This window comes from Moorena producens PAL-8-15-08-1 (assembly GCF_001767235.1).
Classification (GTDB): Bacteria; Cyanobacteriota; Cyanobacteriia; order Cyanobacteriales; family Coleofasciculaceae; genus Moorena; species Moorena producens_A.
In genome coordinates, this window is sequence record NZ_CP017599.1 from 8,605,790 (window position 1) to 8,627,251 (window position 21,462).

At 45.4% G+C, this 21,462-nt stretch carries 19 protein-coding genes and 1 pseudogene; 6 read left to right on the plus strand and 14 right to left on the minus strand.

Features of this window, described 5'->3' with window-relative positions; all coding sequences use genetic code 11:
- The first annotated feature begins 238 nt into the window (after positions 1–238).
- Entirely contained in the window at positions 239–496 is a 258-nt protein-coding gene (locus tag BJP34_RS41455) for a hypothetical protein (protein ID WP_149031279.1), read from the plus strand.
- Here BJP34_RS41455 and BJP34_RS31555 read toward each other — a convergent pair.
- The 3 genes from BJP34_RS31555 to BJP34_RS31565 all read right to left on the minus strand — a co-directional run bounded on the left by BJP34_RS31555 (position 482) and on the right by BJP34_RS31565 (position 4,890).
- Positions 482–1,072, minus strand: a complete 591-nt coding sequence (locus BJP34_RS31555) for a hypothetical protein (RefSeq protein WP_070395756.1) — start codon at positions 1,070–1,072, stop codon at positions 482–484. The two genes, BJP34_RS41455 and BJP34_RS31555, sit on opposite strands and share 15 nt — an antisense overlap.
- A 117-nt stretch (positions 1,073–1,189) precedes the next feature.
- On the minus strand, positions 1,190–2,893 hold the full coding sequence (locus tag BJP34_RS31560) for an iron uptake porin (protein WP_070395757.1): 1,704 nt from the start codon (positions 2,891–2,893) through the stop codon (positions 1,190–1,192).
- A gap of 302 nt (positions 2,894–3,195) precedes the next feature.
- Positions 3,196–4,890 carry an iron uptake porin gene (locus BJP34_RS31565; protein ID WP_070395758.1) on the minus strand — a complete coding sequence of 565 codons (1,695 nt, stop codon included), beginning with the start codon at positions 4,888–4,890 and terminating at the stop codon, positions 3,196–3,198.
- A gap of 47 nt (positions 4,891–4,937) precedes the next feature.
- Between BJP34_RS31565 and BJP34_RS41460 the strand changes: the two genes are divergently transcribed.
- Positions 4,938–5,120, plus strand: a complete 183-nt coding sequence (locus BJP34_RS41460) for a hypothetical protein (RefSeq protein ID WP_149031280.1) — start codon at positions 4,938–4,940, stop codon at positions 5,118–5,120.
- Between the two features lie 127 nt (positions 5,121–5,247).
- Here the strand turns inward: BJP34_RS41460 and BJP34_RS31570 are convergent, their stop codons facing one another.
- The 6 genes and pseudogenes from BJP34_RS31570 to BJP34_RS31595 all read right to left on the minus strand — a co-directional run bounded on the left by BJP34_RS31570 (position 5,248) and on the right by BJP34_RS31595 (position 13,688).
- Positions 5,248–6,942, minus strand: coding sequence for an iron uptake porin (locus BJP34_RS31570; protein WP_070395759.1), 1,695 nt, complete (start codon positions 6,940–6,942; stop codon positions 5,248–5,250).
- Between the two features lie 451 nt (positions 6,943–7,393).
- Positions 7,394–8,056: a phosphate signaling complex protein PhoU gene (gene phoU / locus BJP34_RS31575; protein ID WP_193431291.1), complete on the minus strand. Its 663-nt coding sequence runs from the start codon at positions 8,054–8,056 to the stop codon at positions 7,394–7,396.
- Positions 8,057–8,570: 514 nt separating this feature from the next.
- Positions 8,571–9,783 (minus strand): annotated as a pseudogene (locus tag BJP34_RS31580) (RNA-guided endonuclease InsQ/TnpB family protein).
- Positions 9,784–9,914: 131 nt separating this feature from the next.
- A complete protein-coding gene (locus BJP34_RS31585; RefSeq protein ID WP_070395761.1) occupies positions 9,915–11,222 on the minus strand; it encodes a PAS domain-containing sensor histidine kinase in 1,308 nt (435 codons plus the stop codon).
- A 114-nt stretch (positions 11,223–11,336) separates the two neighbouring features.
- A complete protein-coding gene (gene iscB / locus BJP34_RS31590) occupies positions 11,337–12,665 on the minus strand; it encodes an RNA-guided endonuclease IscB (protein ID WP_070395762.1) in 1,329 nt (442 codons plus the stop codon).
- A 276-nt stretch (positions 12,666–12,941) separates the two neighbouring features.
- Positions 12,942–13,688 (minus strand): response regulator transcription factor, encoded by a 747-nt coding sequence (locus tag BJP34_RS31595; protein WP_070395763.1) that lies wholly within the window; start codon positions 13,686–13,688, stop codon positions 12,942–12,944.
- A gap of 355 nt (positions 13,689–14,043) precedes the next feature.
- On the opposite strand from BJP34_RS31595, the gene BJP34_RS31600 reads away from it, so the two are divergent.
- Positions 14,044–14,790 carry a creatininase family protein gene (locus BJP34_RS31600; protein WP_070395764.1) on the plus strand — a complete coding sequence of 249 codons (747 nt, stop codon included), beginning with the start codon at positions 14,044–14,046 and terminating at the stop codon, positions 14,788–14,790.
- Here BJP34_RS31600 and BJP34_RS44915 read toward each other — a convergent pair.
- The 4 genes from BJP34_RS44915 to radA all read right to left on the minus strand — a co-directional run bounded on the left by BJP34_RS44915 (position 14,763) and on the right by radA (position 17,529).
- Positions 14,763–14,933, minus strand: a complete 171-nt coding sequence (locus tag BJP34_RS44915; protein ID WP_158517570.1) for a hypothetical protein — start codon at positions 14,931–14,933, stop codon at positions 14,763–14,765. The two genes, BJP34_RS31600 and BJP34_RS44915, sit on opposite strands and share 28 nt — an antisense overlap.
- A 208-nt stretch (positions 14,934–15,141) precedes the next feature.
- On the minus strand, positions 15,142–15,786 hold the full coding sequence (locus tag BJP34_RS31610; RefSeq protein ID WP_324610983.1) for an IS607 family transposase: 645 nt from the start codon (positions 15,784–15,786) through the stop codon (positions 15,142–15,144).
- On the minus strand, positions 15,776–15,901 hold the full coding sequence (locus BJP34_RS49685) for a hypothetical protein (protein WP_267876416.1): 126 nt from the start codon (positions 15,899–15,901) through the stop codon (positions 15,776–15,778). The genes BJP34_RS31610 and BJP34_RS49685 overlap by 11 nt, the downstream gene beginning before the upstream one ends.
- 44 nt (positions 15,902–15,945) lie before the next feature.
- The gene (radA, locus tag BJP34_RS31615) at positions 15,946–17,529 is read right to left on the minus strand and encodes a DNA repair protein RadA (protein ID WP_070395766.1); all 1,584 of its coding nucleotides are present in this window, start codon (positions 17,527–17,529) and stop codon (positions 15,946–15,948) included.
- Positions 17,530–17,733: 204 nt separating this feature from the next.
- Here radA and rpaB point away from each other — a divergent pair, with 204 nt between their 5' ends.
- From rpaB to BJP34_RS31630, 3 genes are read left to right on the plus strand one after another with little or no spacing between them, the layout of a single operon-like run.
- The gene (rpaB, locus tag BJP34_RS31620; protein WP_070395767.1) at positions 17,734–18,462 is read left to right on the plus strand and encodes a response regulator transcription factor RpaB; all 729 of its coding nucleotides are present in this window, start codon (positions 17,734–17,736) and stop codon (positions 18,460–18,462) included.
- Between the two features lie 60 nt (positions 18,463–18,522).
- Positions 18,523–19,167, plus strand: coding sequence for a cofactor assembly of complex C subunit B (locus tag BJP34_RS31625; RefSeq protein ID WP_070395768.1), 645 nt, complete (start codon positions 18,523–18,525; stop codon positions 19,165–19,167).
- Between the two features lie 28 nt (positions 19,168–19,195).
- Entirely contained in the window at positions 19,196–19,735 is a 540-nt protein-coding gene (locus BJP34_RS31630) for a DUF456 domain-containing protein (RefSeq protein ID WP_070395769.1), read from the plus strand.
- Positions 19,736–19,791: 56 nt separating this feature from the next.
- On the opposite strand, the gene BJP34_RS31635 is transcribed toward BJP34_RS31630, so the two are convergent.
- Positions 19,792–21,042 carry a competence/damage-inducible protein A gene (locus tag BJP34_RS31635; RefSeq protein ID WP_070395770.1) on the minus strand — a complete coding sequence of 417 codons (1,251 nt, stop codon included), beginning with the start codon at positions 21,040–21,042 and terminating at the stop codon, positions 19,792–19,794.
- Positions 21,043–21,462 lie beyond the last annotated feature (420 nt).

Consider the following 21,462-nt stretch of genomic DNA (forward strand, 5'->3'; position numbering starts at 1 on the left):
ATGCAAGCTTAAATTCATACTGGGTAATAATTTTAGCCCATAAGCTACAAAAGGTGCGCTCTTACCATTAAGAATTAAATTCGCTCAAGGTGCGACCCAAGAGCGAGTAAATCGCCCTTGGGTCGCACCTTGAGGGCTTTGCCGACGCGGGGCGCGAACGGGCGCGCACCTAAAAGATATATGCTGTTTTGGGCAGACCTTGGACCATGTTATAAGGGTCATGTGCTTCATGAAAGCGATGCAGCGCTGCCAAACTCAGACACTAATCGGTGAATGCGATCGCAAATCAGTCAGTGCGATCGCATTAACGGCCATCAGGCGTGGAACGGGCATCATGCCAGTTTCATTCCCGGGCGGACGGATGCCCATTCCACTCATATTCATCAGAAGATTCAGCAATGCCGGATTTTTTCCCGATTCCCGATTCCCGATTCCCTACTCCCTACTCCCTACTCCCTACTCCCTTCTTCTTAAGACTCACCTACCGTGCCCGTAATTCTGTTTCTAGTTTGCCTAAATCCTCTTTCAGGAAAACCGTAAGTTGGCCAATGAAAGCCTTACCGCTATCATTTTGAGTTATTTCTATCCAATAGCCGTATTTTTCTCCTAACAAAAGTTTGCCCTGTTCAGCTGACCACAGTGGTAGGTTTTTTCGTCGTGATAACTCTAAGATTTCTCGAGAGGGATAGGTGTATACAAACTGGGCGCTATTGTAATCTCGATAAATCTGTGGGCCATAGACAGTGCGTAGGGATTCCTCCAGGCGTTCGAGGGTTACCCCATTAACTTGGTCATGGATAGCAATGCGTTCACTGCGAATTGTACTCCGGTCTTTTGGATAAGAGATGCTACCAGGAGGCAACACCGTAGCTTGAAAGGTAAATCGTTCCCCAGCTGTATCACTTTTGCGAACTACTAAGCCATCTCCAATACCAGGCCGTAGCGTGGGGTGACCGTTAATCCATGCAGCAACCTGATCAGTCCTCTGACCAGGCAGGGCGTTAACCCGATTACCAGTTAGTGCGAATATAATGCCCAGTGATAGAAATGACCCTATTTTAATAACATTCATAGAGAGCACCTATTACCTCAGTCTTGGGTAAATATTAGCATTTTGATACTAAAGCAGAAAAACCCCGACCTCCAAAAGAAGTCAAGGTTATTTTTACTAAAGCAAGATGGCTATTACCTAGAATCTAAAGGTGGTACGAATTGCTCCAACCCAAATCGTATCATTGTCATCATCGTGATTAGGATTAAAAATCACGTAGGCTCCTGGAGTAATCGTGATGTTCTTGCTAATCGGGAATTTGTACTGTGCTTCAATCAGGTAAGAAGTATCATCATCTTCATCAGCACCATCAATGTCGGTAGCCTTAGGTGGCACACCTCCCGCAACACTCAGCACAGCTCCTTCTTTGCCAAAATCCACGAAAGACAGGTTGGCTGACCAAGTGAAGATGTCAGCATTGTCACCTTCTTCCACCGCACCATTATCATCTTCTGCGATCGCATCAACATAACCAAACCAACCGCCTAGGTGAATTTGTGAGCTCAGGCGAAGACTAGCTTGTGCTCCAAAGCGATTAGCAGAGGTAGCCGTCTCCCCAAAGGGTTGCTTGGCCAAGTCACTACCAGTGCTACCGGAAAGGTTGACATCCTCTCCTGGCTGGTAGCTACGGACGTAGGTCAAAGATATCTCCAAGTTATCAATGGGGGAAATACCCAGTTGAGCGCCAGCGCTATAGGCACCATTGAACAATCCATCTCCTTGGGCAGGACTAGGCGCATCGCCATCATCAGCTAGATAAAGTAGTGATAGATTCAAGGCATCACTAAATTCATAGGTTAAACCGGCACCAGCCCCCTCTGGTCCGCGAAGGGTTACGGGGTTGCGGCGATTAAACCGGGATAAGGCACCAATGCCACTGCTTTCCAGGAAGGGGTTGGTGGGGTCAAAAGGGTCATCTATAGCAAGTCCAGATGTTCCCACATAAGCCGTGGTTTTTGTACCAATGGGGAAACGGTAGAACACGTCAGGAATTTCAACATCGTTGCCACCATCCGCATCATGACCCAAGCGAGCCATGTCCGTACCGGTCACATCACTGAGTTGAGTAAAGTTTCCTGCTTCCAAACGAACTCTCAAGCGGTCTTTCCCGGTGAAACTGGTATGGAAGTTAAGACGTACCCGGTTGCTGAAGGTAATGTTTTCATCAATATCATCCCCACTACCATCAGCTTGTTCTTCCCCAAAGGCACCAGCGAAGGTAAAGATCACCTCCCCTTGTAGTTTGGTGGTAGTTGAGAACTGATGGTCTTCTAGGAAAGCCACCCGACCTTCTAAGTTATCCACCCGTGCCCCTAGGGTAGCCAGTTCCGCTTCAAACTCCTGAATCAGCCGTTGCAGGGTTTCCAAGTCTTCCCTGGTAATAAAGTCCGCCGTGCTAGCTGCAATTAACCGCTCAATTTGGTTCAAGCAAGCATTCAAACCAGCCGCAAACTCATAACGAGTAGTTGCCCGGTTTCCACGGAATGTGCGGTTAGGATAACCAGCAATACAGCCATACCGTTCTACCAGAGAGCGCAGAGCTTCATAGGCCCAGTCACCAGGAGATACATCCCGCAGTTGAGAAACACTGGTGACCTGGTCTATCGAATCTACATCAGTACTGTTGCTGTTGTAGAGATTGATTTGTTTCAAAATTTCCGAGTTAGACTCACCCTTAGACTCACCCTTAGCCTGGGCAACCGATAGCTCTTGTAGAGCCGGAAGGGTTTCAGTAGAAGATGCCTCAAGCTTGGGAGCACCATAGGCGTTGTTAGCCACCAGTAATGAAGCCCCTAGCAAAGCGGGACTATATTTGATCGTATTCCAAAAACTTGTTGACATCCTTTGTCAATCAACCTCAACCCTAATAGATAATACTTTTGGACTAAAATTAGTCCGCAACCCTTAATCATAACCACTAAAATTAGTTATGTCTAGGATAACTCTGGATTAGTATATCATTGTTTGTGATTATTCGAGAAAGATACTCATCCTCGATTCTAGTCACTTAAGATACCAGTCTCTATATACCGGTTGAGGTTGAAGGGGAGGTAACGCTTTCTCCTAAACAAATCAGCTATCTGGTGATAACTGACAGCAGATAGCTGATAGCAAACCCTAGAATTTTTAGCTAATATTTTTACCTAGAACCTAAAAGTTGTACGGATCGCTCCAACCCAAATCGTATCATTGTCATCATCGTGATTAGGATTGAAAATCACGTAGGCTCCTGGAGTAATCATGATGTTCTTGCTAATGGGGAATTTGTACTGTGCCTCAATCAGGTAAGAAGTATCATCATCTTCTGCATCAGTACCATCAATTTCGGTAGCCCTAGGTGGCACACCTCCAGCAAAACTCAGCACAGCTCCCTCTTTGCCCAAATCGATGAAAGACAGGTTAGCTGCCCAGGTGAAAATGTCAGCATTGTCACCCTCTTCCACCGTACCATTATCATCTTCTGCGATCGCATCAATATAACCAAACCAACCGCCGATGTGAATTTGTTCGGTCAGGCGAAAACTGGCTTGTGCTCCAAAGCGATTAGCAGAGGTAGCCGTATCCCCAAAAGGCTCCTTGGCCAGGTCACTACCAGTGCTACCAGAAAGGTTGACATCGCCTCCTGGCTGGTAGCTACGGAGGTAGGTCAAAGATAACTCCAAGTTATCAATGGGTGAAATACCTAGTTGAGCACCAGCGCTATAGGCACCATTGAACAATCCATCTCCTTCCGCAGGACTAGGAGCATCATCTCCATCAGCTAGATAAAGTAGTGATAGATTCAAGGCATCACTAAATTTATACCTGAAACCGCCACCAGCTCCCTCTGGTCCGCGATAGGTTACGGGGTTACGACGGTTAAACCGAGATAACGCACCAGTGCCACTGCTTTCCAGCCAGGGGTTGGTGGGGTCGAAAATGTCATCTATGTCAAGGTCAGCGGTGCCCACATAAGCCGTGAATTTTTCACCAATGGGGAAACGGTAGTACAACTTAGTAATTTCAACATCGTTGCCACCATCCGCATCATGACCCAAGCGAGCCATATCGGTACCAGTCACATCACTGAGCTTAGTAAAGTTTCCTGCCTGCAAACGAGTTCTCAACCGGTCTTTACCAGTGAAGCTGGTATCGAAAATCAGACGTACGCGATCGCTTAAGGTAATGTTTTGATCAATGTCATCTCCACTACCATCAGCTTGTTCTTCCCCAAAGGCACCAGCGAAGGTAAACAGAACCTCCCCTTTTAGTTTGGTGGTGGTGGAGAACTGATGGTCTTCTAGGAAAGCCACCCGACCTTCTAGGTTATCCACCCGTGCCCCTAGGGTAGCCAGTTCCGCTTCAAACTCTTGAATCAGCCGTTGCAGGGTTTCCAGGTCTTCCCTGGTAATAAAGTCTGCCGTGCTAGCTGCAATTAACCGCTCAATTTGGTTCAAGCAAGCATTCAAACCAGCCGCAAATTCATAACGGGTAGTTGCCCGGTTTCCACGGAATGTGCGGTTAGGATAACCAGCAATACAGCCATAGCGTTCTACCAGAGAGCGCAGAGCTTCATAAGCCCAGTCACCAGGAGATACGTCCCGCAGTTGGGAAACACTGGTGACCTGGTCGATCGAATCTACATCCTTGCCCTCGTTGTTGTAGATATTGATTTGTTTTAAAATTTCCGAATTAGACTCACTGCTAGCCTGGGCAACGGTTAGCTCTGGTGGAGCCACTTGAGTTTCAGTAGAAGATTCCTCAAGGCTGGGAGCACCATAGGCACTGTTAGCCACCAGCAGTGAAGCCCCTAGCAAAGCTGGACTATATTTGATCGTATTCCAAAAACTTGTTGACATAAGTTGTCAATCAACCTCACACCTAGTAGACAACACGATTGGACTCAATGCAGTCCGCCACTTTTGCCTACAACCACTACTACAATTCGTTAGTTATAGGACAACTCTGGATTAGCATATCATTTTTTGTGATCTTTCGAGAAAGATACTCATCCTCGATTCTAGTCACTTATGATATCAGTCTCGATCACCAACAGAGGAATGAATGTCTATCGGAGGTGCGATTATAGGGGGTAAGGTTAAAGGGGAGGTAAGGCTTTCTCCTAAACTAGTCAGCTATCAGCTGATAACTTACAACTGATAGCTGATAGCAAACCTTATAATTTTTAGCTAGTATTTTTACCTAGAATTAAAACCCTAGAATTTAAAGGTGGTACGGATGGCTCCAACCCAAATCGTATCATTGTCATCATCGTGATTAGGATTGAAAATCACGTAGGCTCCTGGAGTAATCAGGATGTTCTTGGTAATCGGGAATTTGTACTGTGCCTCAATCAGGTAGGAAGTATCATCATCTTCGTCAGCACCATCAATTTCGGTAGCCTTAGGTGGCATACCCCCGGCAATACTGAACACAGCTCCCTCTTTGCCAACATCGACGAAAGACAGGTTGGCTGCCCAAGTGAAAATGTCAGCATTGTCACCTTCAGACACCGTACCATTATCATCTTCTGCGATCGCATCAATATAACCAAACCAACCGCCGAGATGAATTTGTGAGCTAAGGCGAAGACTGGCTTGTGCTCCTAAGCGATTAGCCGAGGTAGGCACGCCGTTGCCGAAAGGGCGCTTAGCTAAGGGACTACCAGTGCTACCGGAAAGATTGATATCCCCTTCTCGCTGGTAGCTACGGACGTAGATCAAAGATAAATCCAAGTTATCAATGGGGGAGATAGCCAGTTCAGCACCAGCACTATAGGAACCATTGAACAATCCTAAGCCCTCGCCAGGATTAGGCGCATCACCATCATCAGCCAAATAAAGTACTGATAGTTTCAAGGCATTACTAAATTTATAGCTGAAACCGGCACCAGCTCCCCCTGCTCCGCGAAGGGTTAGGGGGTTACGGCGGACAAACCGAGATAAGCCACCACTGCCACTGCTTGCCAGGAAGGGGTTGGTCGGGTTGAAAATGTTATCCAAGTCAAGGCCAGTGCTTCCCACATAACCCCTGAATTTCTTACCAATGGGGAAACGGTAGTACAAGTCATTAATCTCAACATCGTTGCCACCACCAGCATCATGACCCAAGCGAGCCATGTCCGTACCAGTCACACCAGCGAGACTAGTAAAGTTTCCTGCCTGCAAACGAGTTCTCAACCGGTCTTTACCGGTGAAGCTGGTATCGAAGTTCAGACGTACCCGGTTGCTGAAGGTAATGTTTTCATCAATATCATCCCCACTACCATCAGCTTGTTCTTCCCCAAATGCACCAGCAAAGGTAAACAGAACTTCCCCTTTTAGTTTGGTGGTGGTGGAGAACTGATGGTCTTCTAGGAAAGCCACCCGACCTTCTAGGTTATCGACCCGTGCCCCTAGGGTAGCCAATTCTGCTTCAAACTCTTGAATCAGCCGTTGCAGGGTTTCCAAGTCTTCCCGGGTAATAAAGTCAGCGGTGCTAGCTGCAATTAACCGCTCAATCTGGTTCAAGCAAGCATTCAAACCAGCCGCAAATTCATAACGAGTAGTTGCCCGGTTTCCACGGAATGTGCGGTTAGGATAACCAGCAATACAGCCATAGCGTTCTACCAGAGAGCGCAGAGCTTCATAGGCCCAGTCACCAGGAGATACGTCCCGCAGTTGGGAAACACTGGTGACCTGGTCGATCGAATCTACATCCTTGCCCTCGTTGTTGTAGATATTGATTTGTTTTAAAATTTCCGAGTTAGACTCACCGGTAGCCTGGGCAACGGTTAGCTCTGGTGGAGCCACTTGAGTTTCAGTAGAAGATTCCTCAAGGCTGGGAGCACCATAGGCGCTGTTAGCCACCAGCAGTGAAGCCCCTAGCAAAGCGGGACTATACTTGATAGTATTCCAAAAACTTGTTGACATCCTTTATCAATCAACCTCACACCTAATAGACAACATTCTTGGACTCAATGCAGTCCGCAACTTTTTCCTACAACCACTAAAATTCGGTAGTTATAGGACAACTCTGGATTAGCATATCATTCTTTGTGTGATCAGGGGAGCTAGCTTTTCGAGAAAAATACTCGATTGTAGTGACGTAAGATCCCAATGTTTTTAAGCAACAGAGCAATGGCTGTCTGTGCGCTCTAGATTTTACCGGTTGAGGTTGAAGAGGAGGTAATGCTTTGGTAATACTCAGGTTAAGAAGGATGGTTTTATGTTTAGGGCTAGCATATTATTTGGCTAGGATATGGTATAGCAATCCTAATTGCAACGTCAACAAGCCAGCGGTTCAGATTCTTACCCATCTTTGCCCTCTTGGCTTGTTCTGGTATTTAAAAACTCAGATCGGATTGCTATCTAACCCGTGAACCTAACGGCCAGGAATAACTCCTGAACGGTGACCAGTCACAATATAAGAGACTCGTTGACCGATATTGGTAGCATGGTCAGCCATTCGTTCTAAATGGCGAATCACTAGCCCAAGTAAAAGAATTGGTTCAACAACACCCTTGATATCCCGTTGACTGGCCAAGGTTTGATAGACTTGGTCATAAGCATCGTCTACTGTGTCGTCCAGCTTTTTGACCGTTTGCCCAGCAATCGCATCTAAATCTGCTAGGGCTTTCAAACTTGTTGCCAGCATAGCTTGGGCATGATGAGACATCAGTTCCACTTCTGGCAGACAGGGATGGGGTGGATAAGGAAACAGCTTGATTGATAGTTCTCCCAGGTCTTCAGCATAATCACCAATGCGCTCTAAATCTCGTACTAGTTGCATAAACGCACTCAGAAGCCGTAAATCTTGGGCAACGGGAGATTGCAGAGCCATTAGCGTCACACATTCCATCTCAATTTGGTGATAGTAGCCATCAATGCGCTTATCAAGAGAGGCAAGATGTTGGGCAGTCTCGAGATTGCGCTCAAAGAGGGCTTGATGGCTCAGTCGAAAAGATTGCTCTACCAGAGCCCCCATACGCAAAACATCTTGTGCCAAACGCTTGAGGGATCGCTGGAAGTGGGAACGCTCAGACATGTTGGTCAGCGAAGTACTATGAGAAGATAAACTCACCATAAAATCAGATTGCTAAGGGAACACTGGAAGCTCCTGTCCTTTACATTTATGCATGGGGAGCAAAGCTTTCCGGTAACATAAATAACTGGCCAACAGCACATCTTGATTAGATGCGTTCGCGTAGCGTGGCCAAAGGCCAATCACCCTTAGCCATCCTTCCTATTAACAAATTAACAGGCAATATTTCAATGAAAGTTTTAGGGGTTACAGGTTAGCTGGTTACAGGTTAGCTGGTTACAGGTTAGCTGGTTACAGGTTAGCTGGTTACAGGTTAGCTGGTTATTAAACCTTGGCCTATTGGCCACCCATGCGCGTTCAACCTACCCTACACCGAACGCCAAGGGCTAACAACTTTCAACTTTTAACTTTCAACTTTCAACTTTTAACCTTTAACCTTTAACCTTCAACCTTTAACCAAACAACCTACCAGGGCGAGCAGGATATGACACTATAACACTTATTGACACTCCCCGCCCTAGAAGAGCGGGGATTCTTCACTCAACGACTCAGCGTGGCTCTTTCAGGCCGGAACCAGAAAGAGTAGAGGCCAAATCTCCTGAAGCGTTTGGATTTAAAATCCAAGTTCCGACGTGCCCCGTCGTACTTATGGCTCTATTGCGGATATTGATGGCGGCATTATGATCTCGGTCTAACTCACATCCACATTTACAGATGTGAGTTCTAGTCGATAAAGACTTTTTGACTACCTCGCCACATTCAGAGCAGTTTTGACTGGTATAAGCAGGATTGACTGCGACAGTTATCCGACCAAATTTAATTCCAAAATGCTCCATCCATTTCCGAAATTGATACCAACCTGCATCATTAATGGACTTAGCAAGACAATGATTTTTTACTAGATTTTTAACTCTCAAGTCTTCGTAGGCGACCAGGTCGTTAGACCGGACTACGCAACGTGCGAGTCTCTTCGCATGTTCCTCACGCTGCCTACTTATCTTGAGATGTTGCCTGCCTAGTTTATTAATGGCTTTTCTCCGGTTGGATGAGCCTTTCTTTTTTCGGGAAATCCGACGTTGATAAAACTTTAAGCGCTTTTCACCTTTCCTGTAAAATCGAGGGTTAGGTTCTGTATGACCATCGGAATCTGTGTAGAACTCTTCAAGCCCTACGTCCAATCCAATTGTCCTGCCAGTTGACTCTATATCTTCTTTGATGTCAACTGCAAAACAGAATTGAACATAGTAGCCATCAGCTCTTTTGACTATCCGAACTCGATTGATTTGTTTTTTGTCAAAGCGCCATAAGTCCCAAGTGCCTTTAAGTTGAAGTTTTCCGATTCCTTTTTTGTCCGTGAACGTTATTGACTTCTTGTCAGGGGATAACTTCCAGCCTGACTTTTTGTATTCGACTGAACGACCACGTTTTTGGAATTTCGGAAAACCCTTTTTGCCAGGTACTTTTTTCTTGCAGTTATCGTAGAACCGAGCGATCGATGACCACGCCCTTTCGGACGCAGCCTGACGGGCAGTAGAGTTTAACTCATTGGCAAAAGGGAATTCTTTGGCAAGAATTTTAGAGTATTTACTGAGATCGTTTTTCCCTGTTCCTTTATTGTCCATCCACAAACGGATGCAGCTATTTCGGATAAACCTAACTGTCCGAATAGCTTCGTTTATAGCTGAATATTGGTACTCTTTCCCTTTTGCTTTAAACTCTAGTATGATCATCGACCTTGACCTCTTTTGATATATTAGTATATTACTAGGTTAGATATAAAAAAATCAAGTCTAGTTCTAAAAAAAAGCCGTCCTAGAAGGACGGGGCTTTAGACCCAAATTTTTGGTAATAGCAAATTTAATCAACCTTTGGTGGTATCTGGAAGTGCAATTTCTATACAGGCACCACCTGTTTCCCAGTGATTGGTGGCTAGGATAGAGCCACCGTGAGCTTCAATAATTTGCTGCACAATGGATAGTCCTAGACCACTGCCACCACGAACAGGTAAGGGGTTTCCATTACTATAATTAGTCTGCTCTCTAGTCCTTGACTGATCTCCCCGGTAAAGTCGCTCAAAGACACGGGGTAAATCTGACTCGGCAAAACCATCTCCTGCGTCGATCACCTTAATTTGAATCCAAGTATCGCAAACAGCGGCCTTCTGGGAAGAGATAGCATTAACCTCAACTCGAATGGCAGCCTGAGATGGACTGTGTTTAATACTGTTGTCAAATAAATTGAGAAACACCTGAGTCAGGCGAGAGGGATCCGCTTGCAGATACAATTGATTGGGTCCATGATAGGCAAGGGTTAAGTCTTTCTGTTGGGCTAGGAGTTCTAGGGTTTGCCAGACCCTGAAAATTAAACTCTTTAGTTCTATGGATTGACAGTTAAGATGTAGAGTCGGGTCTTGCTTGAGTTTACTAATTTCCAGCCAATCTTCCACAAGCTGAATCAGGCGTTTGACTTCTGCCAGCATTTTCTGTACCCAGCGGCTTTCCTGAGGCTCCAGACGGCTCTGTAACGTTTCCGCCACTAAACTAATGGAGGTTAAGGGGGTTCTTAGTTCGTGGGCTAAATCCCCAAACCACTGATTGCGAGACTCAGCCAGTTCTACCAAAGGTTGTTGGTTTTCCAGAAACACACCAACTTGTTTCTGGGGTAAGGGCCAACTGGAAGCTTTTAGATAAAGCGATCGCATTTCACCCATGGCCTCCCCATTTAAGCAACTGGGGTGAAATACCCATTCACAGATCCCAGGTTGCTGCTGCTGACGGGTAGTTTGAATCAGCTGATCTAATTCGTAGGAACGCACCCACTCCAGTAATAAGCGGATTTCTCCTGATTCCCAGTCATGAATATGTAATAACTGACGTGCTTGCTGGTTGCACCAGAGTAACTGGTTTTCTTCATCCACCAGAAAATAACCTAAGGGGGCTACCTGAAGTAATTCTTCCCAGGTTTGCAGTTCCTGCTCCATCACTTCTCGTTGGTGATTGGCTCTTGCGATCGCTTGCCGCAAACGAGAAACTGCTGACAATGAGTTGCTGGTACCATCCGCCTGTAGTGTTCCCAACATTTGCTGTAGCCGTCGTTTGAGTTGGTGCTGCTGCCACAGCCACAGCCCAATTCCCAAAGCCAGACCTAGTAAAAATGCTAGGATGATCATAATTAAAAAAATATGAAGTATTAAGGACTTCGTACTTTATACTACTTTATCCTTTATCTCTCCTTCATATTTCATCTTTCCGCCTCCCTGGAGACCCCCGCTATACCTAAAAGGTTAGCGGTGGGAGGAAAGGGAGGACAGGGTATTAATTTGATAGGCATATCCGTCCTTTTTGTGAATGGGTATACAGTACTTGTGACTAATTCCTTGGATTAATCCGTTGGTAGTTAAAATGTTGAATGAACCTGTTTTACGAGTAGCAACACGCCCAACGTAAGTTCCGATCTTCTTACCTTTAGTGACAACTGCTTTGACAATATCTCCGGTCTGGAAACCTTTGTGGATCTTGGTTCTTGAACAGTACCGTTTCGGAAAACCAAACTTATCTGTTCGACAGATTTGACGAGTTCCATGGCCTTTGGCTACAATCGATAAAATTTGATAATCCTCAACAAAAATACTTTGAACATCCCCGACGCAAGCGGCATCAAGCCAATGAGTTTTAGGTAGGCTAAACCGACGTCGATTGTACTTAGTTTGACCTCCCGAACCCGTTTTTACCGGCAATCCGGTCAATTTGAGTTCGTTGTACAGCTTCCAGCGAGTTGAGTTAACCGCAGCGGCATCAGCTAACGTTCGCGTAGCGTGGCCTACGGCCAATCGTTTAGCCTGAGACAGGATTCGTTTCAAAATATCAGGTTTTCCTGACAAGAATTGTTTAATCTCCTGGTTCCCTTTAGCCTGGTTACAATCGCGACAAGCTATTGCTAGGTTGCTAACTCTGTCTGAACCACCTAAAGACTTTGGTTTAATGTGCTCAATTTCTAATTGGACATTTGTTGTGCCACAATAAGCACATTTTCGATTCCATTTTTCAAGTAAGTATTCTCGAATTTCGTAACCATATAAAGTACCTTGTTGATACTCAGTGCCGGATATATCCGGATTCTCCATCTTTTGAGTATCAAACCGTACCAACTCCTGGGAAATACCAGTCATGGGGCAAAACCGAACCAGTTTTTTAACCCAAGTCAGAATGTTATGAACTCTAGACATTAAACTAGGAGCCAACCATCTCTCTGAACGTTTCCGATTAAGAAAGCGAGCTTTTCTATAACGAGTTTTACGATTACGGCGAAAACTTCTTAGTTGCCGTCTTGAAGTTAGAGCGTCTCGGATTTGGAATCCACGATGCGTTATTTCAGCACCCCAGATAACAGTGTTGCCTTGCAGGTAGCTCACGCCTGTTGTTTTTGCACCTGGGTCAATTTTTAACTGGTGATTATGAGTCGTGCAGTTTTCCACCTCCAAATCTGGCAAGATGATTGTAAATGGATACCTTCTAAATACTTTTGCTCTACCTTGCTTGAGCAATAATCTGGCTCTGGCAGGACGGCAAGGATCTAGTGGCTTAAGGTTTTTATCGAGTACAAAAACACGCATAATTGTGTCTTCCTCCTATTACTAGGGTTAAGTTCGCTGAGTGCTTCGCACACGCTTGCGCGAACGCCAAGGTTTTTTGAGTTTGTCTTGTTAATAGCACTGTCTTAACCCGTTTATGACTATTTAACTATTAACCACAGAGCAGAAGACTAGCGACGCATCTAAAGGTGTGATAGCTCAAAAAACGTAGACTCAAAAGTCTGAGGCTGGTCACGTTGTGAACTTTTTCAAGCCCCCGTTATAGCCGATAGGCGTGAGCGGTGGGTTCGTGACTATTTATCCAAACCGATAACCAAAACCCCTTACAGTGATCAGGTATTCTGGTTTACTGGGGTCTTCTTCTAATTTTTCCCGTAACCAGCGAATATGAACATCCACTGTTTTTGTATCTCCCACAAAATCCATTCCCCATACTTGATCAATTAATTGCTCCCGAGACCAAACTCGGCGGGGATGATTAATAAATAACTCCAAAAGTCGAAACTCCTTGGGAGATAAATTAACGTCTTCTCCCCGAACCGTCACCCGACACTCTTGGGGGTACAGCTTTATGTCTCGGAATTGCTGCACTGGTGTTGGAGTCATACCATTCAAGTGTTGGCGACGAATTAAGGCTCGGCAACGAGCAATCAACTCCCGCATACTGAACGGTTTAGTGAGGTAGTCGTCTGCACCAACTTCCAAACCTAAAACCCGATCTGTTTCACTAGCTTTGGCACTGAGAATCATGATCGGAATGGGATTTCCTCGATAACGTAGCAACCGACACAGATCTAAACCATTAACCTGAGGTAACATTAGGTCTAATATGAGCAAATCCACAGAGTAACCAGTTTGATCGCTATCCTGAAGCATACTCAAAGCTGTAGCGCCGTCCGAAGCAGTTAAAACCTCGTAACCTTCTTCTTCCAGGGCTAGGACGATCATTTCTCGGATTAGTTCTTCGTCTTCCACCACTAAGACTTGTTTAGCCTTGGTCAGTTCTGGACCTGAAGGACTGTGGGGTATGTCGAGAGCAAGCATAAAGTAAGAAAAGTTGGTAACTGAGGTTACAAGTCAAGATATACAAGCAGTACCACGCATCTGTCAATCAGAATATTGACTTAATCATCAATTAACCTTATTTTTACCAATATATTATCTGGCTGCGGATAGATTATGGAGCCATTTTCCCTAATTAAGATAAAATCCCATCCCCCCCTTAATAACTCATAAGGGTAGGTTTTTAACAAAGACCTCAGGTGTGGGGTGTGGGGTGTGGGGTGTGGGGTGTGGGATGGGGGTATCCATAGGCATTAAAGCCAAGCAAAACCTCTGCACCTAATTGAAATGAGCAGTTGGGCAGATGACACAAGAACTAACACTCTAAAAATTAACCATGCTGTTACACTTGAGTACTTGGACAGAAATTGAAGCTTACCTAAAGCAATCACAAGGGATTATTCTGCCCATTGGTTCAACGGAACAACATGGACCAACTGGGTTGATTGGCACCGACGCAATATGTGCAGAAGCGATCGCAAAAGGTGTGTCTGAGGCAACCCTAGCCCTAGTTGCTCCCACCATTAATGTCGGGATGGCGCTACACCACACAGCTTTTCCCGGTAGCATCAGTTTGAAACCGAGTACATTAATTCAGGTGATCAAAGACTACCTGACTTGCTTGACTAGAGCTGGGTTTACCAAGTTTTTCTTTATCAATGGTCATGGGGGTAATATCGCTACCCTTAAGGCAGCGTTTTCTGAAAGTTACGCCCACTTGAGCGATTTACAGATTCCTAATAGTGAAGCGGTTCAGTGTCGGGTAGCTAATTGGTTTATGTGCCGTTCTGTCTATCAGTTAGCTAAAGAATTGTATGGGGATCAAGAAGGTTGCCATGCTACTCCTTCTGAGGTAGCACTTACCCAATATGTCTATCCCGAAGCAATTAAACAAGCACCCCTATCAGAAACCGTTGCGTCTGGACACAAAATTTATGGAGCCGCAGATTTTCGTCGCCGTTATCCCGATGGTCGTATGGGGTCTAATCCAGCCCTAGCAACACCGCAACATGGTAAGCAGTTTTATGAGTTGGCAGTCAAGGAGTTGAGTAGTAGTTATTTGGAATTTCTCGCAGCAGAGTGAATCGGGAATCGGGAATCGGGAATCGGGAATCGGGAATCGGGAACATTATCAAAGAGATAGGATATGATATACCGATAATTCCCTTTGAATTTGCGAAGTCTTTTTGTACTTCTTTTTGGCCTCTCTGACAGCGGTGCAAGCATCCTTAATCGCTATCGATTTTATCTGATAAGGTACTGCTTTACACCACTCGGGGAGGTCATTTAATATGTCAGTTTTGATAGCTTTCCAGTTGGCTTTTACTTCACCATCCTGGAGGATTTTGACGGCCTTGTTGAAAACGTAACGGGACACTCCAAACCATTTACGGATAACCGAACGCGCCCCGCGTGGCCTACGGCCAATCCCTGCTCATGGTTTAGGAACAGACGAATCTTCTTTGATTTTTTTACCGTATTTTCTGAGTCCGTGAACCCTACAGGAGAAGAGGTGAATGATGGAAAGAAGATCTGCGGTAAGTTCTGATTCCGGGCAGCTTTCAGGCTGGTCGAGAACCAGGATTTTTCCACCGTTGAGACCGACCAAGTACTCAATGAGTTCAAACCCGAATCGGGTAAGTCTGTCTCTACAGGTAACAACAACCGTGAGCTTATCTCCAGACACGACTCGTTCCAATATGGCTCTAAGTCCTTTCCTGTTGTAGTTAAGCCCCGAGCCGATGTCTTTGATGATTTCTGCTTCTGGGAAGAGGGAGTGAAGGTAGGCGACTTGGCGGGCAAGATCATCTCGCTGTTTTGTACTGCTAACTCGGCAGTAGCAGATTGTAGAGTGGAGTGATCTCTGAGACTTTGGAGCTTTTCCAAAACGGAGAAGATCTCTTGAGTCAAAGAGTCTAGTTCCCCCTGGTGTCCTTTCACATCTGATAGTTCCGTCATCGGCATATTTTCTTAATGTATTTTTGGAGAGTCCCGTAAGTTCGACCGCCTTACGGAGTGGTATTAATGCCATCCTCTTAATGTACCATATTTTTGTAGCTAGTGGTAGATTAATAGACATTTTTAACTGTCACATGCCCTTTCATAAAAATCTCCCCATCTTCCCACACCTCCGACACTTCCCACACTTCCCATCTCCCCATCTCCCCATCTCCCGTTTCTCCCCATCTCCCCACCCTCCTGGTTATGATCGGTATTCAACGGAACTTGATCTTAGATATTACATCTGATCCTCGATATCTTCAGGGAAGTCCTGGCGTAATCCCCCAGGCAAGGCAGCGATTATCGCATCTAGTACTCTAGATACTTGAATAATTTCAATACCAAGATTAGATAAGGTTTGACCTTTGGGTATGATGGCTCGCTTGAACCCTAACTTGGCAGCTTCTTTGAGTCGGAGTTCCATCTGAGAGACTAGTCGCACTTGCCCCCCTAAGCTGATTTCACCAATCATAACGGTGCGAGGATCGACAACGCGATCGCGAAAACTGGCTACTACGGCAATAGCCATTCCTAAATCAGCTGCTGGTTCTTCTACTCCTAGCCCTCCTGCTGTTGCGACATAAGCATCTAATTTGGATAGGGGAATCCCGACTCGCTTTTCCAAGACTGCCAGAATTTGTTGTAAGCGGTTGTAATCAACTCCAGTGGTTGAGCGACGGGGTGCCCCATAACTGGCAGGACTTACTAGGGCTTGCAACTCTACCAGAATCGGACGAGTACCTTCACAAGCCACTACAGTAGCAGTACCAGGACTCATTTCATCTCGGTTACCCAAAAACAGATCAGAAGGATTCAAGACTTCCTGCAAACCGTTGCTGACCATTTCAAAAATACCGATTTCATGAGTAGCCCCAAAGCGGTTTTTCACAGAACGCAGTAGTCGATGGGAAGCAAAGCGATCGCCTTCAAAGTACAATACAGTATCGACTAAGTGTTCCAGTACCCTTGGTCCTGCGATCGCTCCTTCTTTGGTCACATGACCCACAATTAATAGAGTAATGTTTGACCGCTTTGCTACCTGCATCAGGGCAGAGGTACATTCCCGCACTTGAGCAACGGAACCAGGAGCAGAGGTCAAGGCCGGAAAATAAAGAGTCTGAATACTGTCAATCACTGCTACCTGAGGTTTGAGGGACTCTAACTCTCGCAGAATTTCCTCTAAATCGGTTTCTGGTAGGACATAAAGATCAGCGTCTTGAGAGTCAGAGTCTTGAGCGGCTATGGGGGTTTTAGAAGACTTAGACTTAGAAGACTTAGACTTAGAAGACTTAGACTTAGAAGACTTAGGCTCCTTGTTCACCCTACCGTTATTAGAGTCGGGATCAGAGGTTTCTGCTGATACCACACCCAGGCGAGATGCTCGCAGTTTTACCTGCTGTCCTGATTCTTCTGCACAAACGTATAGAATGCGATGCAACTTGGCAAGTTGATTGGCAACTTGCAGCATTAAGGTTGATTTGCCAATTCCTGGATCGCCACCAATTAATACTAAAGACCCAGGCACAACACCACCTCCGAGGACTCGGTCGAGTTCCCCATAGCCTGAGGGGAAGCGGATCTGGACAGTATCAACAATTTCTGAGAAGGTAAGGGATGATCTCGGTTGAGCCGGTCCAGCGTTAGGGTCGTGGTTATCGGAATAAGTATTGGATTGCCAACCCCCGCGACTGATTTTGATCGGGGATGGGGCAGCTACCTCATCCAAGGAATTGTAAGTACCACAGGCAGGACATTTGCCGAACCATTGGGAGGACTCAGCACCACAGGCATTACACACATAGAGCGTTTTAGGCTTCGGCATCCTACTTTAAAAGTCTTAAAAACTCTTAAAAAAACTAAATAATTAAATTAACATTAATGAAAGTCAACGAAGACTTCACCAGCAAGGAAAATATAATTCTCAACGATCAAACCAACTTTGTAAAGCGTTATATCTTAGAGATAAACTACTGATAAATTAATAAATCATTAATCTTACTTCACCATTTCGGGAGTACAACGTCAATTGGAAACTCATAAAGAAAAAATTCTTGTTGTCGATGACGAGGCAAGTATCCGTCGTATATTAGAAACTCGGTTGTCTATGATTGGCTACGAGGTAGTCACAGCCGCCGATGGAGAAGAAGCCCTAAACACATTTCGTGATCAAGAGCCTGACCTAGTGGTGTTAGATGTGATGATGCCAAAGCTAGATGGTTATGGTGTTTGTCAAGAATTACGCAAGGAATCAGATATTCCCATTATTATGCTAACTGCTTTAGGGGATGTTGCTGACCGGATTACCGGTCTAGAGTTAGGAGCAGATGACTATGTGGTCAAGCCCTTTTCTCCAAAAGAATTAGAAGCCCGTATTCGTTCAGTACTGCGCAGGTTTGATAAAGTGGGAGCTGCCGGTATTCCTAGTTCTGGCGTGATTCATGTCGGGAGTATCAAAATTGACACCAACAAGCGGCAGGTCTACAAAGGGGATGAGCGGATTCGGCTGACTGGAATGGAGTTCAGTCTTCTGGAATTATTAGTTAGACGTTCTGGAGAACCATTCTCCCGTTCTGAAATTTTGCAGGAAGTGTGGGGCTATACCCCCGAACGCCATGTGGATACCCGTGTAGTAGATGTCCACATCTCCCGGTTACGAGCCAAGTTAGAGGATGACCCGAGTAATCCTGAGCTAATTCTGACCGCACGAGGTACAGGTTATTTGTTCCAACGGATAATTGAACCAGATGAAAAATAGTACACCTTGATGTTTCCTTTGAGCTGCGTAAGTCCTGAACTAACAACCAACAGGTGAATGATGGCTAAACCCGACCAAAATGATGTACTGCGGCTGCTGCCATTTGCGGTTGGAGGATTGGCAGGCAGCCTGTTGCTGATTAACCGTTTATTAACCTCCCAGCTCACCAATTCTCAAGCTCGTTCTGATGCTGTCGGGGTAATTGTTTGTGCTGTATTGATTTTGACAGGTTTACTGTGGCAGCAGGTACAGCCCAAACCTCCTGATGCCGTTAAACTGAATGGCGAAGAGGGTTTCGACCTCGCGACCGAGCTCCCAGATCAGGTAAAAACTGAATTAGCCTGGGCATCCCATCTATTACTAACTAATACAGTAACGCGATCGCTTGTAGTGGTATACCAAGGCAAAGTCTTGCTCCGGCGAGGGATCTTGGGCAAAAATCCCCAAGTCGAGCCTGGAGCAATTCTCAAGCGGGTCCTGGAAACTCAAAAAGCCGTCTATCTGGTTAACCTAAAGCTCTATCCAGGGCGACTTGAATTTGACTACTTGCCTGTTAACACACAAGGTGTCATATGTCAACCGATTGGCAACCAAGGAGCGCTAATTTTGGCAGCCAATGCTCCCCGAAGTTACACTAAACAAGATGAAAATTGGATTGAGGGGATTGCTGATAAACTTGCCAATACTCTCTCTGGTCATTTATAAGATGTGGGTACCGCTTCGAATTTAAATAATGTGGTTAATCATTTTGTACTGGTTCCTGATTCTGCTGATGCTAGTAGGCATTATTGGTTCGGTTGTTCCTGGCATTCCCGGTGCCATGTTGATTTTAGCTGCCACCCTAATTTGGGGTATTGCTGAGGGCTTTAGTAGCGTCACCTGGGCATTGGGCGTAGCAATCTTTGTGTTGCTACTCGGTATGGGGGTCGATTTTTTAGCCGCTTACTGGGGAGCAAAAAAAGCTGGTGCGAGTAATTGGGGACAAATTGGTTCCATAATCGGCTTGTTCATGGGGGTGTTTGGTCTTTTACCCGCCTTGCCCTTCGGCGGACCGTTACTAGGGATTTTGCTTGGACCATTGTTAGGGGCGTTTTTAGGTGAGTTTTTCTATCAACGGAAGTTAAAGTTACAGCCTAGAATTAAGCAATCGTTTAAAGCTGGCTTGGGGATTGTGGTCGGTTCATTGGTAGGAAATTTGATTCAGGGAATGCTTGCGATCGCTACTGTGGTGGTGTTTATTTTCACCACCTGGCCCCCAGGTGCAGGGATTTAGATTGAGAAGGGTTATGGGGTGCACTACTGTCTGCGAACTAACCCTAAGTGACAAGTTCAACGACTCAGCAATTTGCACCGTAGGCGATCAAGGGCATAGCAGGCGCTGATGTGACGTAGGTCAGACCGACTGCGATGTTGACCCAAGGTGTACTTGTAGCATTCTAAAATGCCATCTGGTCCGGCTAGACCAATGTAAACTAGACCCACGGGCTTGGTATCGGTATTGCCTCCAGGTCCGGCTATGCCTGTAATGCTCAGTGACCAGGTTGAAGAAAGAAGCGATCGCACTCCCGTTGCCATTTGCTCTGCTACAACCTTACTTACCGCCCCCATCGCCTTCAAATCTGAGGAATTCACTCCCAGTACACCAGTTTTCACAGCGTTATCATAAGCAATGATACCCCCGAGAAAATAATTAGAACTCCCCGGGACACTGGTTATCATACTCCCAATACCGCCACCAGTACAGGATTCCGCTACGCTCAACGTTTCTGAGGCAGCCGTTAATAACTGACCCACTACAGAGGCTAGGGTATCGGTGTCAGTACCGAAATAGTTAATTCCCCCAATCTCCTGTAATTTTTGCGCTACTGGTTCAATTAACTGTTGTGCTTCAGTTTCTGAAGCGGCACGGGCCGAAACTCTTAACCTCACTTGTCCCTTACTAGCATAGGGAGCAACCGTGGGGTTGGTAAGGTCAAAAAAGGGAGCAACTTTCTCCGCCAAAGCCGATTCTCCAATCCCCCAAAACCGTAACATCCGGCTATAAACGATTTCTTTACCCCAGCCTTGGCTTTTGAGATAGGGAACAGCGGTGTCTCGCCACATCTGGTGCATTTCCCTAGGAACACCAGGAAACGTGAGAATGGTTAAATCAGCACGGGGTTTCCAGATGATACCAGGAGCTGTTCCGTTCAGGTTGGGTAATACTTGTGCCCCTTCTGGAATTAGGGCTTGCTTGCGGTTATTGGTAGTTAATTGACGTCCCCGCCGGGCAAACTTCTGAGTGATGTCCTCTATAACATCCGGTTCTTCAATCAGAGGAGCACCAAAAAATTTAGCGATCGCTTCCGTGGTCAAGTCATCGGGCGTCGGACCAAGACCACCAGTAAATATTAGGATAGTGGAGCGCTCACTAGCAATTGCCAATACTTGCTGTAAACGCCCAATATTATCTCCCACTACTGTTTGATAGTAGTGAGGAATCCCCAATGCCGCTAGCTCCTGGGCTAAAAACTGAGAATTGCTGTTGAGAATATCCCCCAGCAGCAGTTCAGTACCTACACAAATAATTTCTGCACTCATTTATTATGCCTCAGGGGCAAGATCTGATTTATTTTTTTCGGCTATTCTATTATTGTCCCACACTTATAGTACTTTTTAAACTGTTGCGTTTTCAAATTTGATTTTGAAATGCTATAGTGTTTCTCAATCAATAATGAATGGTTCTACATAAATTGCTGCTATGTCAATTTTTTCAAATCCTTATTGTTCGATAGTTTAATCTTACTTATATATATTTTTTTTAACTACCAAACTCTCCAATCTATTAATTAAGCAATACAATACTTTTTACCCTTTTTATGAAAGCTAAGCTCGGCATTACATGATTTTTACAGCAAAAAAAATTTATATCAGTTTAAAATAAATACCTGTTTTTATGACTCTTACTTATCTTCTAAGCTAAATCAGGATTTCTAATCTTATAAACTTTTTTTTACCAAT

What these genes read in the sequence shown, in the direction of transcription:
- BJP34_RS31595 (WP_070395763.1), bottom strand. Translation starts at nt 13,688, where the DNA reads ATGCTTGCTCTCGACATACCCCACAGTCCTTCAGGTCCAGAACTGACC.
- BJP34_RS31560 (WP_070395757.1), bottom strand. Translation starts at nt 2,893, where the DNA reads ATGTCAACAAGTTTTTGGAATACGATCAAATATAGTCCCGCTTTGCTA.
- BJP34_RS31625 (WP_070395768.1), top strand. Translation starts at nt 18,523, where the DNA reads ATGGCTAAACCCGACCAAAATGATGTACTGCGGCTGCTGCCATTTGCG.
- BJP34_RS31555 (WP_070395756.1), bottom strand. Translation starts at nt 1,072, where the DNA reads ATGAATGTTATTAAAATAGGGTCATTTCTATCACTGGGCATTATATTC.
- BJP34_RS31610 (WP_324610983.1), bottom strand. Translation starts at nt 15,786, where the DNA reads ATGTCTATTAATCTACCACTAGCTACAAAAATATGGTACATTAAGAGG.
- BJP34_RS31635 (WP_070395770.1), bottom strand. Translation starts at nt 21,042, where the DNA reads ATGAGTGCAGAAATTATTTGTGTAGGTACTGAACTGCTGCTGGGGGAT.
- BJP34_RS31600 (WP_070395764.1), top strand. Translation starts at nt 14,044, where the DNA reads ATGCTGTTACACTTGAGTACTTGGACAGAAATTGAAGCTTACCTAAAG.
- BJP34_RS31565 (WP_070395758.1), bottom strand. Translation starts at nt 4,890, where the DNA reads ATGTCAACAAGTTTTTGGAATACGATCAAATATAGTCCAGCTTTGCTA.
- BJP34_RS31630 (WP_070395769.1), top strand. Translation starts at nt 19,196, where the DNA reads ATGTGGTTAATCATTTTGTACTGGTTCCTGATTCTGCTGATGCTAGTA.
- radA (WP_070395766.1), bottom strand. Translation starts at nt 17,529, where the DNA reads ATGCCGAAGCCTAAAACGCTCTATGTGTGTAATGCCTGTGGTGCTGAG.
- BJP34_RS31570 (WP_070395759.1), bottom strand. Translation starts at nt 6,942, where the DNA reads ATGTCAACAAGTTTTTGGAATACTATCAAGTATAGTCCCGCTTTGCTA.
- BJP34_RS41460 (WP_149031280.1), top strand. Translation starts at nt 4,938, where the DNA reads ATGCAGTCCGCCACTTTTGCCTACAACCACTACTACAATTCGTTAGTT.
- iscB (WP_070395762.1), bottom strand. Translation starts at nt 12,665, where the DNA reads ATGCGTGTTTTTGTACTCGATAAAAACCTTAAGCCACTAGATCCTTGC.
- phoU (WP_193431291.1), bottom strand. Translation starts at nt 8,056, where the DNA reads ATGTCTGAGCGTTCCCACTTCCAGCGATCCCTCAAGCGTTTGGCACAA.
- BJP34_RS41455 (WP_149031279.1), top strand. Translation starts at nt 239, where the DNA reads ATGCAGCGCTGCCAAACTCAGACACTAATCGGTGAATGCGATCGCAAA.
- BJP34_RS31585 (WP_070395761.1), bottom strand. Translation starts at nt 11,222, where the DNA reads ATGATCATCCTAGCATTTTTACTAGGTCTGGCTTTGGGAATTGGGCTG.
- BJP34_RS44915 (WP_158517570.1), bottom strand. Translation starts at nt 14,933, where the DNA reads ATGCTTGCACCGCTGTCAGAGAGGCCAAAAAGAAGTACAAAAAGACTT.